Source organism: Parasulfuritortus cantonensis (assembly GCF_004337445.1).
Lineage (GTDB): Bacteria > Pseudomonadota > Gammaproteobacteria > Burkholderiales > Thiobacillaceae > Parasulfuritortus > Parasulfuritortus cantonensis.
This window is the reverse complement of the sequence record NZ_SJZB01000047.1, coordinates 26874-40001: the sequence shown is the minus strand read 5'-3', so window position 1 is coordinate 40001 and position 13128 is coordinate 26874. Positions and strand designations below refer to the sequence as shown.

General features: G+C 65.9%; 11 protein-coding genes. 6 read left to right on the top strand and 5 right to left on the bottom strand.

All coding sequences use genetic code 11. From position 1 onward, the window contains the following. The 5 genes from EZJ19_RS13700 to mtoX form a co-directional block, all read right to left on the bottom strand. Positions 1-1437: pyridoxal phosphate-dependent decarboxylase family protein (locus EZJ19_RS13700; protein WP_131448519.1), on the bottom strand; the 1437-nt coding region annotated here is incomplete at its 3' end. A 90-nt stretch (positions 1438-1527) separates the two neighbouring features. Next, positions 1528-2850 carry an NAD(P)/FAD-dependent oxidoreductase gene (locus EZJ19_RS13695; protein ID WP_131448517.1) on the bottom strand — a complete coding sequence of 441 codons (1323 nt, stop codon included), beginning with the start codon at positions 2848-2850 and terminating at the stop codon, positions 1528-1530. A gap of 45 nt (positions 2851-2895) precedes the next feature. After that, complete coding sequence (locus tag EZJ19_RS13690) at positions 2896-4101, bottom strand: cytochrome-c peroxidase (protein WP_165873580.1); 1206 nt, start codon at positions 4099-4101, stop codon at positions 2896-2898. Beyond that, entirely contained in the window at positions 4098-4697 is a 600-nt protein-coding gene (locus EZJ19_RS13685) for an SCO family protein (RefSeq protein WP_165873579.1), read from the bottom strand. The genes EZJ19_RS13690 and EZJ19_RS13685 overlap by 4 nt, the downstream gene beginning before the upstream one ends. 138 nt (positions 4698-4835) lie before the next feature. Continuing rightward, positions 4836-6218: a methanethiol oxidase gene (gene mtoX, locus EZJ19_RS13680; protein WP_240754780.1), complete on the bottom strand. Its 1383-nt coding sequence runs from the start codon at positions 6216-6218 to the stop codon at positions 4836-4838. A gap of 407 nt (positions 6219-6625) precedes the next feature. On the opposite strand from mtoX, the gene EZJ19_RS13675 reads away from it, so the two are divergent. The 6 genes from EZJ19_RS13675 to folK are packed head-to-tail and all read left to right on the top strand — an operon-like array spanning position 6626 to position 13100. Further along, on the top strand, positions 6626-7066 hold the full coding sequence (locus EZJ19_RS13675; RefSeq protein WP_131448509.1) for a formate dehydrogenase subunit gamma: 441 nt from the start codon (positions 6626-6628) through the stop codon (positions 7064-7066). Continuing rightward, positions 7066-8628 carry a formate dehydrogenase beta subunit gene (locus tag EZJ19_RS13670; RefSeq protein ID WP_131448527.1) on the top strand — a complete coding sequence of 521 codons (1563 nt, stop codon included), beginning with the start codon at positions 7066-7068 and terminating at the stop codon, positions 8626-8628. Before EZJ19_RS13675 ends, EZJ19_RS13670 begins: the two co-directional genes overlap by 1 nt. After that, positions 8625-11474 (top strand): formate dehydrogenase subunit alpha, encoded by a 2850-nt coding sequence (gene fdhF, locus EZJ19_RS13665; RefSeq protein ID WP_131448508.1) that lies wholly within the window; start codon positions 8625-8627, stop codon positions 11472-11474. Before EZJ19_RS13670 ends, fdhF begins: the two co-directional genes overlap by 4 nt. After that, a complete protein-coding gene (fdhD, locus tag EZJ19_RS13660) occupies positions 11461-12282 on the top strand; it encodes a formate dehydrogenase accessory sulfurtransferase FdhD (protein ID WP_131448506.1) in 822 nt (273 codons plus the stop codon). The genes fdhF and fdhD overlap by 14 nt, the downstream gene beginning before the upstream one ends. A gap of 3 nt (positions 12283-12285) precedes the next feature. After that, on the top strand, positions 12286-12528 hold the full coding sequence (locus EZJ19_RS13655) for a formate dehydrogenase subunit delta (protein ID WP_131448504.1): 243 nt from the start codon (positions 12286-12288) through the stop codon (positions 12526-12528). Then, a complete protein-coding gene (folK, locus tag EZJ19_RS13650; RefSeq protein ID WP_131448502.1) occupies positions 12525-13100 on the top strand; it encodes a 2-amino-4-hydroxy-6-hydroxymethyldihydropteridine diphosphokinase in 576 nt (191 codons plus the stop codon). Before EZJ19_RS13655 ends, folK begins: the two co-directional genes overlap by 4 nt. Positions 13101-13128 lie beyond the last annotated feature (28 nt).

Here is a 13128-nt window from a genome sequence, read left to right as displayed (position 1 = left end):
GGTCTCGGCAACAAGCAGATCGAAATCGCCGTACTGGCTTCGATGGTTCGCTATCGCCGCACGCAAACAGCGCCGGCCTCGCAAGATCGTATCGGACAACGCCGCCGTGCCCTCCTCCTGCAGCCGGATCATGATCTCCATGTTGATCCGGTCCAGCATGGCTTCGCCAATACCGCCCGGATTGAAGCGGAAGCAGACGATGCTCAACGGAACCGGGGCCATCAGTTCGAGCGTGGAAGATGCCGTTACGCGTTCGGCCAGGTAGCGCGCCTGCGCCAGATTACGCTCGATGAGACGGCCAAAGCGCGCCAAACCATGTTCCTTCAGCAACATCCACACCTTCAGGGCGCGAAACTGCCGCGTGGTCTGCATCCCGTAATCCATGAACCACGGCTGGGAGGCGGCCAGGCCGCGTTCCTGCGGCTCGAGATAGTCCTCGACCAATGAAAATGCTTGCCGATGGATGCTCCGGTCACGGACGAGGACGCAGCCGACCTCGAAAGGCATCTGCATCCATTTGTGCAGGTCCAAGGCGACAGAATCGGCCAAATCGAGGCCATCCAGCCACTTCCTGCCACCCTCTGCGAGTATGGCCACGGCGCCGATGGCACCGTCGACATGGAACCACAATCCTTCCTGCCGGCATAACTGCGCCAGGCCCGCGAGATCGTCGATTGCCCCGGTGTTGACGGTACCCGCGTTGCCGACGACGCAGATCGGCCGCAAGCCTGCCGCGCGGTCCGCGGCTATCGCCGCCTTCAACGCGCCGAGGTCGACAGTATAGTCGTCTTGCACAGGAATCCGGCGATACTGCCGTTGCCCGAAACCAAGCAGTTCGACCGCCTTTTGCACACTGCCGTGCGCCTCGGTCGAGGCGTAAACGACCATCGGTTCCGGTATCAACTGCATACCGTCCGCCCGCACGTCGGACCTGGCCATCGCATGACGGGCAACGGCCAAACCGGTCAAGTTTGCCATCGAAGCCCCGCTCAGGAGCAGACCGCTCGCCCGGGCCGGGAAATGCAGGATCTCCTTGATCCACTCGATGACCTGCCGTTCCACCATGGGCGCTGCGTGATTGCCGCCCCCGACATTGCTGTTCATCGCCGAGGCGAGGAAGTCGGCCAAGGCGCCGAAGGGCGTGCCACCACCCATGAACCACGCCCAGAAACGAGGATGGGTGTTGCCCATTGGATATGGCCGTATGTGCTCCTGAAATTCCCGATACACCGATTCGGGCGACTGGGGCTGCCTTGGCGCGGCCCTGGCAAAATAGTCCCGGGCACCCTCCGGTGGTGCTCGCCAGACCGGCATCGTCCGGCGTTCCCGCAACTCGTCCAGACTATCGTCCACCATGCGATGGGCGAGTTCTCGCAGGGCCCGCCAGTCCTGGGGATCCAGGTCCTCGTCGTTCTGATCGCAACTATTGCGTGCCATCGTCTGGCGCCACCGACTGGCCTGGCGCCAACTTCTCGCCCGAATGAGCCCGCCCTATCGGGCCGAGGAGGAATGCAACCCAGGTGCAGGTCAATGTAGTTTGATGGTCGGTTTGTTGGGTGAATTGATCAGGTTGGCCAACGTACTCAGGACGGTCTTGAAATAGCCGTTCAAGGTGACCTGATGCAGCTTATACAGAGACCAGTAGACCAGCCGGGCGACGATGCCCTCCACCATGACGCTGCCGCCGGTCAGCGCCCCCATCAGGCTGCCGACGGTGCTGTAGCGGCCGAGCACCACCAGGGAACCGTAGTCGCGGTAGACATACTCCGGCAGTGCCTCGCCCCGCAAGCGGCGCCGGATGGACTTCGCCAGCGTGTTGGCCTGCTGGTGGGCGGCCTGGGCGCGCGGCGGCACGTTGGCCTCCGTGCCCGGCATCGGGCAGGCCGCACAGTCGCCGAAGGCAAAGATGTCGTCGTCCAACGTCGTCTGCAGGGTGGGCCGAACCACGAGCTGGTTGACCCGGTTGGTTTCCAGACCGTCGATGCCGGCCAGGAAATCGGGCGCCTTGATGCCGGCGGCCCAGACCATCATGCGCGCCGGGATGCGCAGCCCCGAACCCGTGCTCAGGCCGTCGGCGTCGACGCCGGTGACCCGCTCGCCGGTGTGCAGTTCGATGCCCAACTCGCGCATGCGCTCCTCCACCGCCTGGGACAGGCGCGGCGGCAGGCCGGGCACCATGCGGTCGGCGGCCTCGATGACGACGATGCGGACGTCCTTGTCCGGGTCGATGCGCTCCAAGCCGTAGGCCGGCAGCTGCCGGGCGGTGCCGTGCAATTCGGCGGCCAGTTCCACGCCGGTGGCGCCGCCGCCGACGATGGCCACGGTGAGCAGGCCGGGCTCGATCGGTCCGGGCTGGTTGTGGGCGCGCAGGCAGGCGTTGATCAGCTGGTCGTGGAAGGCCCGTGCCTGCTCCGGGGTGTCGAGCATCACGCAGTGATCCTTCACGCCCGGGATGCCGAAATCATGGGCCAGGCTGCCGACCGCGATCACCAGGGTATCGTAGGGGATACGCCGGTTCGGGGTGATCTCGGCCCCGGCCTCGTCCAGCGTCGCCGCCACCAGCACCTCCTTGCTGGCCCGGTCGAGACCGTACATGCGGCCGACCCGGAAGCGGAAATGGTGCCAACGGGCCTGGGCCAGATATTCCAACTGGTCGGCATAGGAATCCAGGGTACCGGCCGCCACTTCGTAGAGCAGGGGTTTCCACAGATGGGTCCGGGCGGCGTCCACCAGGGTGATGTCCGCCAGGCCCTTCCTGCCCAGCGTGTCGCCCAGGCGGGTTGCCAGTTCCAGTCCGCCGGCACCGCCGCCGACGATGACCACGCGATGATGCCGAGTTGCTTCGGGCACGCAATTCCTCCGAGTTTTCGAACGCAGTGGCCAACGCGAGATCGCTCAGGGATGTCCCGCGACAGACTCGCTGTAGGCGTCGGAGGGGTCGCGCGACAAGTTGGGCGGCGAAGCGGGCGCCAGTCTCGCATCGTTGGCCAGGGCCTCTATGTTGTCACCTGTAAGCGTTTTCAGGAACGCCACCAGAGCGGTTTTTTCCTCATAGTCTAGGTTGAGGCGCTGGAGCAATGGCGACTTGTTCTCGTTGTCGATACCGCCCTTGTCGTAGAACTCGACCACCTCCTCCAGGGTCGCGAGGGAGCCGTCGTGCATATATGGCCGAGTCAATGCGACGTTACGCAAGGAGGGTGTCTTGTAGGCCCAACGGTCCTTGGGGTCGATAGTGACCTCGTAGCGGCCGACGTCCGGCTGCGGCGGCTCGAAGGATTTCAACATCGCACCCATGACCTGGACGAAGACGCCGGGCGCCAGTTGGACCTTGTAGCTGTTGCGCTCCGGGAACATGGTGCGTTCCCAGCCCAAGCCGGTATTGTGATACAGGTGATCGGTGAACAGGGCGGACCGATCTCCGACCAGATGGCAGACGGCACAGCGCCCCTTCCCCATAAAGACGGTGAAACCCGCCTGCTCCCGGGCGGTGAGCGCGTCCGCCTGGTGGCCGTAATACCAGCGGTCGAAACGTGAGTTGCCCGACACCAACGTGCGCTCCCAGCTGGCGATCGCCTGGCCAATCCGCTCGGCCGTGGCCGGGCCGCCGAAAGCGGCCTCGAACAGGCCTCGGTATTCCGGCAACTGGCGCACCTTCTCGACCACGTAGCCCACCGACGGCATGTCCATCTCCACCTTGGTCAGCAACGGCCCCCACACCTGGTCCTCCAGATGGGGCTCCCGACCTTCGTGAAAAAACGTCCGCTGATAGCCCACGTTGTACATGCTGGGCGAGTTACGCCGCAGGCTGCGTCCCTCCATGCCGATGGCCGCCCCGAGTTCGTTCGAGGTAAAGCCCTGCTCGGGCACATGGCACATGCCGCAGGACATGGTGTTGTTGTGCGACAGGCGCCGATCCATGAACAGACGACGGCCCAGGTCGATCTTTTCCCGGGTGAGCGGATTCCCCTCCGGGACCGTCATGGGCGGAAGTCCAAGCGGGGCAACGATCTGGGCCGGCGTCGCCGCATGAGCCACCCCGACGACGAGGAAAGCCGCCACCGCGACGACCCGCGCCGCGCGGACGCCAAGGCCTGACATCATGGCTTGAATCCAGACTCCATCAGCAAGGTGACGATGTCGTTGTATACCATGTCCGGCATCAGGAAGGTCGTCGTATAGATCTCGCGCACTTCCTGGTGCTCGTCGATCAGGAAGACCTTGAGGACATGGCTGAAGGTGCCCAGCCATTTCCCGGTATCGGGATCCTTCTCGAGATAAACGTCCTGGCCATAGTCGTCGAGGATGGGCAGCAATTCGCCCACCGATGCCGTGGTGAGAAAATTCCACTCGACCGGCCGTTTCGCGTCGGCATTGTCGCCGGCATACAGGCGCAACATCTCCGGCGTGTCCCGAGCCGGGTCGAAGGACAAGGAGAGCAACTGGACCTTGCCCGCGAAGCGCGGGTCACGCTCCAGGCGATTCTGCAATGTATGGAAGACGATGTAGGCGTAGGGGCAGCCATTCGGATCCGAACACGAAGAGTAGATGAAGGACAGCAGGGTGACCTTGCCCTGTGTGAACTCGGCCAAGTCGCGCCGCTTGCCATTCAGGTCGAGCACCTTGCCGCCCGGCGCCCGCATGATGTGCATGAGTTCGTAGCTACCCGGCACGGGCGGCGTGAACTCGGGTGTGATCACGAAAGTCGTATCGTCGCCACCTTGGTCAGCCCGCACCGGCGGGCCGGGGTGCAACGACAGGAACGTCAGGAGCGCCGCCGCGCCCAGGACCTGGAGGCGGCGGGCCCGGTTTACCGCAGGGGAAACCGGCAGCATGCCTTACTTGCCGTCACCCGGCAGGGAGGCGAGCCGGACGTTGTCCGGAGCGTCCGCCTCGGCACGCAGCGGCTGCAACGACTTGAGATCGCGGACCTGGAATTTCATGTGGTGCGCACGGCCCAGCTTCTCCTTGTAGAAGTCGATGCTGAAACCTTCCTTCAATTCCTTGCCGTCCCAGTAATACATCTTCAGGAATTGCTCGTCGTCGGCCCCCTTCTTGTCCCAGTTGCCCAACAATGAGGTCGTGAAGTAGACGCGCTTGCCGTCGTAGCTCTGGGACACCATGTTGACCTGAGAGCCGATCTTCTTCGTGTACACCTCTTTCGGATGGTAGCGGTCGCTGAAGTCCCAGTAACGCGTGGTGCCGTCCATGAACGTGTTGATCCAGACGCTCTTGCCGTCGTTGCCGATGGAGATATCCACCGGCAGCGGGATGTCGGCCGGATTGCCGATTGTGCCGACGTTATGCGCCTGCCATTCGCCCTGTTTGTCCTGGTCGAAAATCCAGATGTTGGAAGTCAACGCCGTCGTCGTGACGGCGAAGTTGTCGCCCTTGGCCCAGGACCAGCGCGCTTCCAACGGAGCACCCGGGGTATTGAAGACTTTGATCGGCTTCATGGTCTTGTAGTCCCACATGACCGTGGTATTGCCGAAGTGCTTCATGGCCTCGGGGTCCTTCACCATCTTGCCGAGGTCCATCATATAGTTGTTCCAGCCGGTGAACGAGGTCGACAGCATGGCGTTCCGACGCGGGTTGATGGCGACGTCGTAGTTGTAGCCGTCACCCTGAGCCCCACCCACCATGGTGGTGGGAACCGGCACGGTCTTGATGTAGTCGCCCTTGCCGTTGTAGATCACGTTCGCACTGACGCCGCCGTGGTCCTTGTTGTTGGACAGGCCGGTGATGATCATGCGGCCGGGGGTGGCATAGAAGGTATGCGGGCCGACGATGCCGTCGGACTTGGCGACGAAATCGTCGATGGTCTTGACCAGCTTCGGCTTGGCGGGGTTGCTGTGGATGTCGAAGATGAAAATCTTGCTGCTGTCCAGACCGCCACCCCACAAATAGCGGCGGTCGTCCGACAGACCCAGGTGGTGGGCTTCGTTGCGGCCGCCCACGGACAGGCTGGCAATCACCTTGCCGAAGTTCTTCGATTTCGGGTTGACGTCGACGGTCACCAGCTTGTCGGACCCGTCGCCGATGCCTTGTACACCCAGGGTCCAGACGTAGACAAAGTCTTCCTGGCCCTTGATGAGCGGGGTGAAGGGGGAACAGCTGGTTTCGTCGGCCTGACTGACGGTCGGCAAGGTGGCCATACCCAAGGCCACCACGGCCGCTACGGCAGCCGCCAGCGTTTTGATGGAATTACGCTTGCTATGCATAAACATTGGTCGTCTCCTAGATCACCCAAGATTGTCATGCCCCCGCTCGGCCACTCACTCAGGACCGCCCCGGGGCTGGCGGCGTTTTGCCACGGGAGTCCCGTGAGCAACAGCCGTGCCACATATTTTTTTTCATAACTAACATAGAGTTACAAAGAAACACCGAAAGGCGTGGCAGGCCTTTCCCATGACAGTCTGATTAATTCCGGTGTGACAATTTGTCGCACGGTCGAGCCGACCAGTGGGCATGACAGAGTGTCACGGCAAGGGTCACACGTCCCCTTGCCGGCGTCCCGACGAAAAGCTCATAGTATTGTTTTTTCAAGATTTTCCAGGTCCAAAGAGAAGCCAGTCGGCACTGGCATGTCATTTGCTCATAGCGGGCACCGAAAACGAACAGGCAACGCATGTCTCCGGAAAACTCCCATACCCCCGCCCAGGCCGCGCTGCTGCCCGCCCTGCATGCCATGCAGGATCGGCATGGCTACATCCCCACCCAGGCCATCGCGCAACTGGCCAAGGACCATAACGTCTCCCGGGCCGAAGTCCTGGGCGTCATCGGCTTCTATCACGACTTCCGACTCGAACCGCCGGGCCGAACGAGGCTGCGCATCTGCCGAGCCGAGTCGTGCCAGGCGGTCGGCGGCGAGCGCCTGGCCGAGCACGCCGTCGAGCGCCTCGGCCTGGATTGGGGTGCGACGTCGACGGATGGCCGCTACACGCTGGAAGCGGCCTACTGCCTCGGCAATTGCGCCTGCTCGCCGGCGATCACACTGGACGGCACGTTGTACGGGCGGGTCGACCCCGAGCGCTTGGACGCCCTCCTCGCCGAGAAGGACGAGACATGATGCCGATCACCCTTTACATACCGGGTGATGCCGCCGTTTCCTCGGTCGGCGCCGCTGCCGTCCTGGCTGCCGTGCTGACGGAGGCCGAGCGCCTGGACCTTTCCCTGACCGTCGTACGCAACGGCTCCCGCGGCCTGTACTGGCTGGAACCCCTCGTGGAAATCGACGTCGACGGCGTCCGCGTCGCTTATGGCCCGGTCACGCCGGCCGATGTCCCCGGCCTATTCGCCGCCGGCTGGCTGCGGGGCGGCGCGCATCCGCTGCGCCTGGGGCCGACAGCCGAGATTCCTTACCTGCAAGGCCAGACTCGCCTGGTGTTCGAACGAGTCGGCGTCACCGACCCGCTCGCTCTGGCCGACTACCGTAGCCACGGCGGCCTGGCCGGCCTGAAGAAGGCCCTCACCCTGCCCGCCGAGGCGATCATCGCCGAAGTCGAGGCGTCCGGCCTGCGCGGCCGCGGTGGCGCCGGCTTTCCCACCGGGATCAAGTGGCGCACGGTCCACGCGGCCGGTGCTGGCCAGAAATACATCGTCTGCAATGCCGATGAAGGCGATTCCGGAACCTTCTCCGACCGCATGCTCATGGAAGGTGATCCCTACTGTCTCATCGAGGGCATGATCATCGCCGGCCTCGCCGTCGGCGCCGATACTGGCTACATCTATCTCCGTTCCGAATATCCGGATGCCTGGGCGGTGCTGGATCGGGCAGTCGCCGCGGCCAGGCACGAGGGCCTCCTCGGGGCCGACATCCTAGGCTCGGGCCGGCGCTTCGAATTGCACCTGTTCAAGGGCGCCGGCGCCTACGTATGCGGAGAGGAAACCTCCCTGCTCGAAAGTATCGAGGGCAAGCGGGGGCTGGTCCGGGCGAAACCGCCACTGCCCGCGCTACAGGGCCTGTTCGGACGCCCGACCGTCGTCAACAACGTGGTCACCCTGGCCAGCGTGCCCTGGATACTGGCCCACGGCGGCGACGCCTATGCCAGCCACGGCGTCGGCCGCTCGAAGGGTACCCTGCCCTTCCAGCTCGCCGGCAACCTGAAACATCCGGGCTTGGTCGAGGTACCGTTCGGCATCACGCTGCGGGAGCTGCTCTACGGGTACGGCGGTGGCTCCGCCAGCGGCCGGCCCCTGCGTGCCGTCCAGGTCGGCGGCCCGCTGGGCGCCTACGTGCCGGTAGAACGTTTCGACCTGCCGTTGGACTACGAGGCGTTTGCGGCCGCCGGTGCGAGTGTCGGTCACGGCGGCATCGTGGCCTTCGACGACACGGTGGACATGGCCAGAATGGCCCGCTACGCCATGCATTTCTGTGCCGAGGAATCATGCGGCAAATGCACTCCCTGCCGAATCGGCTCGCAGCGCGGCGTGGAACTGCTGGACGGCATGCTGGCGCAACGGGCGGAACGCGGCAACACGGCCGCCCTGCTGCGGGACCTGTGCCAGACCATGCTGGAAGGTTCCCTCTGTGCCTTGGGCGGCATGACGCCGTACCCGGTCCTGTCGGCGCTGGACCACTACCCGGAAGACTTCGGCCTGGTTTCGGAATACGAGGAGCGCACGGAATGAGCCTGCATTGCCACCACGACCGGGGCACCCCGGCCAGGACCTCCAGCCACCAGGTCCGTCTGACCATCGACGGCCATGCGGTCAGCGTGCCGGCCGGCACCTCGGTCATGCATGCCGCCGCCGAGGCCGGTATCGATATTCCGCGCCTTTGCGCCACCGAGCAGCTGGAGGCCTTCGGCTCCTGTCGCCTGTGCGTCGTCGAGATCGCAGGCCGGCGCGGTTTCCCCGCCTCCTGCACCACCTTGGTGGAGGACGGCATGACGGTCAACACCGAGAGCGAGGCGCTGTTCCGCCTGCGCCGGGGGATCATGGAGCTGTACATCTCCGACCACCCGCTCGACTGCCTCACCTGCTCCGCCAACGGCAATTGCGAACTCCAGGACATGGCCGGCCGGGTCGGCCTGCGCGAGGTGCGCTATGGCGACGGCGCCAACCACCTCGGCGAGGTGCCCGACGCCTCCAACCCCTACTTCGCCTACGACCCGTCCAAGTGCATCGTCTGCTCGCGCTGCGTGCGGGCCTGCGCCGACATCCAGGGCACCTTTGCCCTGACCAGCACGGCGCGGGGATTCGAATCCCGCATCGCCGCCGCCGGCGGGGTCGATTTCCTGGCCTCGGAGTGCGTCTCCTGTGGTGCCTGCGTGGCCGCCTGCCCGACGGCGGCACTGATGGAAAAGTCCGTCATCGCCAACGGGCAGCCACAGCGCCGCGTCACCACGACCTGCGCCTATTGCGGCGTCGGTTGTTCCCTGAACGCCGAGTTGCAGGGCGAGAAGGTGATTCGCATGGTGCCCGACCTCGACGGTGGCGCCAACCGCGGCCACGCCTGCGTCAAGGGGCGCTTTGCCTGGGGCTATGCCAGCCACGCCGACCGCATCACCACCCCCATGATCCGGAACTCGATCCGGGATCCCTGGCAGCCGGTCAGCTGGGACCAGGCGATCGACCACGCCGCCGCCGAGTTCAAGCGCCTGCAGGCCCGATACGGCGCCGAATCGGTCGGTTCCATCACCTCGTCCCGCTGTACCAACGAGGAGACCTACCTGGTCCAGAAGCTGACCCGCGCTGGCTTCGGCGTCAACAACGTCGACACCTGCGCCCGGGTCTGCCACTCGCCGACCGGCTACGGCCTCAAGCAAACGCTCGGGGAGTCGGCCGGCACCCAGGACTTCGACTCGGTCATGCAGGCGGACGTCATACTGGTGATCGGCGCCAACCCCACCGACGGCCATCCGGTCTTCGGATCACGCCTGAAACAGCGGTTGCGCCAAGGCGCCCGTCTTATCGTCGCCGACCCCCGCGACATCGATCTGGTCGACACCCCGCACGTACGTGCGGCCCACCACCTCAAGCTGCGTCCCGGGACCAACGTGGCCCTCGTGAACGCCCTCGCCCACGTCGTGGTCAGCGAGGGCCTCGTGGACGAGGACTTCGTCAGCCGGCGTTGCGAGGTCGACTCCTTCCGGAAATGGCGTACCTTCGTCGCCGACCCGCGCCACAGCCCGGAGGCGACCGAGCCGGTCACCGGCGTACCCGCCGGCCGGGTCCGCGAAGCCGCCCGCCTCTATGCCCGCGGCGGCAATGCCGCCATCTATTACGGCCTCGGCGTCACCGAGCACAGCCAGGGTTCGACCATGGTCATGGGTATCGCCAACCTCGCCATGGCGACCGGAAACATCGGCAGGCCGGGGGTCGGCGTCAACCCGTTGCGCGGCCAGAACAACGTCCAGGGATCGTGCGACATGGGGTCCTTCCCGCATGAATTCCCGGGCTACCGGCACGTCTCCGATCAGGCCACCCACGCCTTGTTCGAGGCGGCCTGGGGGACGAAGCTGTCGGATGAGCCCGGGCTGCGCATTCCGAACATGTTCGACGCCGCCCTGGCCGGCGGTTTCAAGGGCCTCTACGTCCAGGGCGAGGACATCGCCCAGTCCGACCCCAACACCCAGCACGTCACCGCCGCCCTCGAGGCGATGGAGTGCATCGTCGTGCAGGACCTGTTCCTCAACGAGACCGCCAAGTTCGCGCACGTCTTCCTGCCCGGCTCCAGCTTCCTCGAAAAGGACGGCACCTTCACCAACGCCGAGCGGCGCATCTCCCGCGTCCGCCGGGTGATGCGGCCCCTGGCCGGCTATGCCGACTGGGAGGTCACCCAGATGCTCGCCAACGCCGTGGGCTATCCGATGCAGTACGGCCACCCGTCCGAGATCATGGACGAAATCGCCCGCCTGACGCCATCCTTCCAGGGTGTCAGCTACGCCCGCCTGGACGAGTTGGGCAGCATCCAATGGCCATGCAACGCGGACCATCCCGACGGCACGCCGACCATGCACGTGGCCAGCTTCAGCCGCGGCAAGGGTCGGTTCATGCTGACCGAGTACGTGGCCACGGAGGAACGGGTGAACCGCCGCTATCCCCTCCTCCTCACCACCGGCCGCATACTCAGCCAGTACAACGTCGGCGCCCAGACCCGGCGCACCGCGAACACCGTCTGGCATCCGGAAGACCTGCTCGAGATCCACCCGGCCGACGCCGAGGACCGCGGCATCCGGGATGGCGACAAGGTCAACATCGTCAGCCGTGCCGGGGAAACCGTGCTGCATGCGCGCCTCAGCGAGCGCATGCAGCCGGGCGTCGTGTACACCACTTTCCACTGGCCCGCCTCCGGCGCCAACGTGGTGACCACCGAAAATTCCGACTGGGCGACCAACTGCCCGGAGTACAAGGTCACCGCCGTGCAGATCCAGCGGGTCGAGCAGCCCTCCGCCTGGCAGACGGGCTATGCCCGTTTCACGGAGGAACAGCACGAATTGCTCCCGACCGGGGACGTCCATGCGCCCCTGTGATCCGCCGGTCCATGCCGTGGCGCGCCCCGCCGCCCTGGTCGACACCCAGGTCCGCGGCCCGCGCGGAGCCGGCCTGGACACGGTACCGGAAGAGGTCCCCGTGGCCTTGGCGTACAACGGCATCGCCCACGCGGTCATGCTGGCCAGCCCGACCGACCTGGAGGATTTCGGCCTCGGCTTCAGCCTCAGCGAAGCCATCCTGGAGCACGCCTCCGAACTCTACGACCTGGAGATCGAGGATGCGCCCCACGGCCTGGTGCTCCAGATGCGCATCGCGGAAGCGCGTTTCATGCAGCTCAAGGCCCGCCGCCGCGCCCTCGCCGGCCGAACCGGATGCGGTCTGTGCGGCGTCGACAGCCTGGACCAAGTGGCCCGTCCCTTGACCACCTTGACGGCCGGCCCGGCGTTTCCGGCCACGGCCCTGGAACGCGCCCTCGGCCAACTGGAAACGCGCCAGCCGCTGCACGCCAGCACGGGCGGCGTGCATGCCGCCGCCTGGGCCGACCGGGCCGGCAACATCCAGGCGGTACGCGAGGACGTCGGCCGCCACAACGCGCTCGACAAGCTCATCGGCGCCCTCGCCGGCCAGCGCCAGGATTTCCGCGCAGGCTTCATTCTGGTCACCAGCCGGGCCAGCTTCGAGATGGTCCAAAAGGCCGTCACGGCGGGCGCCGGCCTTCTCGCCGCAGTGTCCGCCCCGACCGGCTTCGCCATCCGGCTGGCCCGGGATAGCGGTCTCTGCCTGGCCGGCTTCGTGCGGCCAGGGCGCTACACCCTCTACGCCCACCCGGAACGCGTCACGGACTGACTCATGGATATCGCAAAACTGGTCCACATGGCCAACCAGATCGGCACCCACTTCGCGGCCGAACCCGACCCTGAAATCGCCCGGGAGGGCATCGCCCAACATCTCGCCGCCTTCTGGGCGCCCGGCATGCGGCAGAGCCTCCTGGACCACCTCGACGGCGAAGGCGGCGGGGATCTCCTGCCCATCGTGCGCGAGGCCCTCGACGCCCACCGCCGGCGCCTGGCCGGAAGGCGTATCCCGGCATGAGCCGCGCCTACATCGCGCTCGGCGGCAACCTCGACGGCCCGGCCCGGCGCATCGAGCGCGCCCTAGCCGACCTCGGCTGCCTGCCCCACTGCCGGCTTCTTTCCTATTCCGCCCTATACCGCACCGCCCCGGTCGGCTACGCCGACCAGCCCGATTTCGTCAATGCCGTCGCCGTGCTGGAAACCGCCCTGCTGCCGGAGCGGCTCATGGCCGAACTCCTGGCCCTGGAAGCGCGCCATGGCCGCGTGCGTACGCGCCGCGACGGCCCCCGCACGCTGGACCTGGACCTGCTTCTTTATGAAACCCATAGGCAGTGCAGCGCCGCACTCACCCTGCCCCACCCGCGCATGCACCTACGGGCATTCGTGCTGGTGCCCCTCCTCGACGTCGCGCCCGACTGTGTCATCCCGGGGCACGGCCGCGCCGACCGCCTCCTGGCCAGGCTCCCCGAACGCGCCGAGGTGCGCCGTCTGGGCCCGGCCGGCGTCGACGCCGGCTACCTCATGCTCTGCCAACTCGGCCGTGGCATGATGGTCGAGCCGGCGGCGCGGGTCGCCAACGCCTGCGCCTAGCCCACCGGCATGCCCCACACGGGTTGCG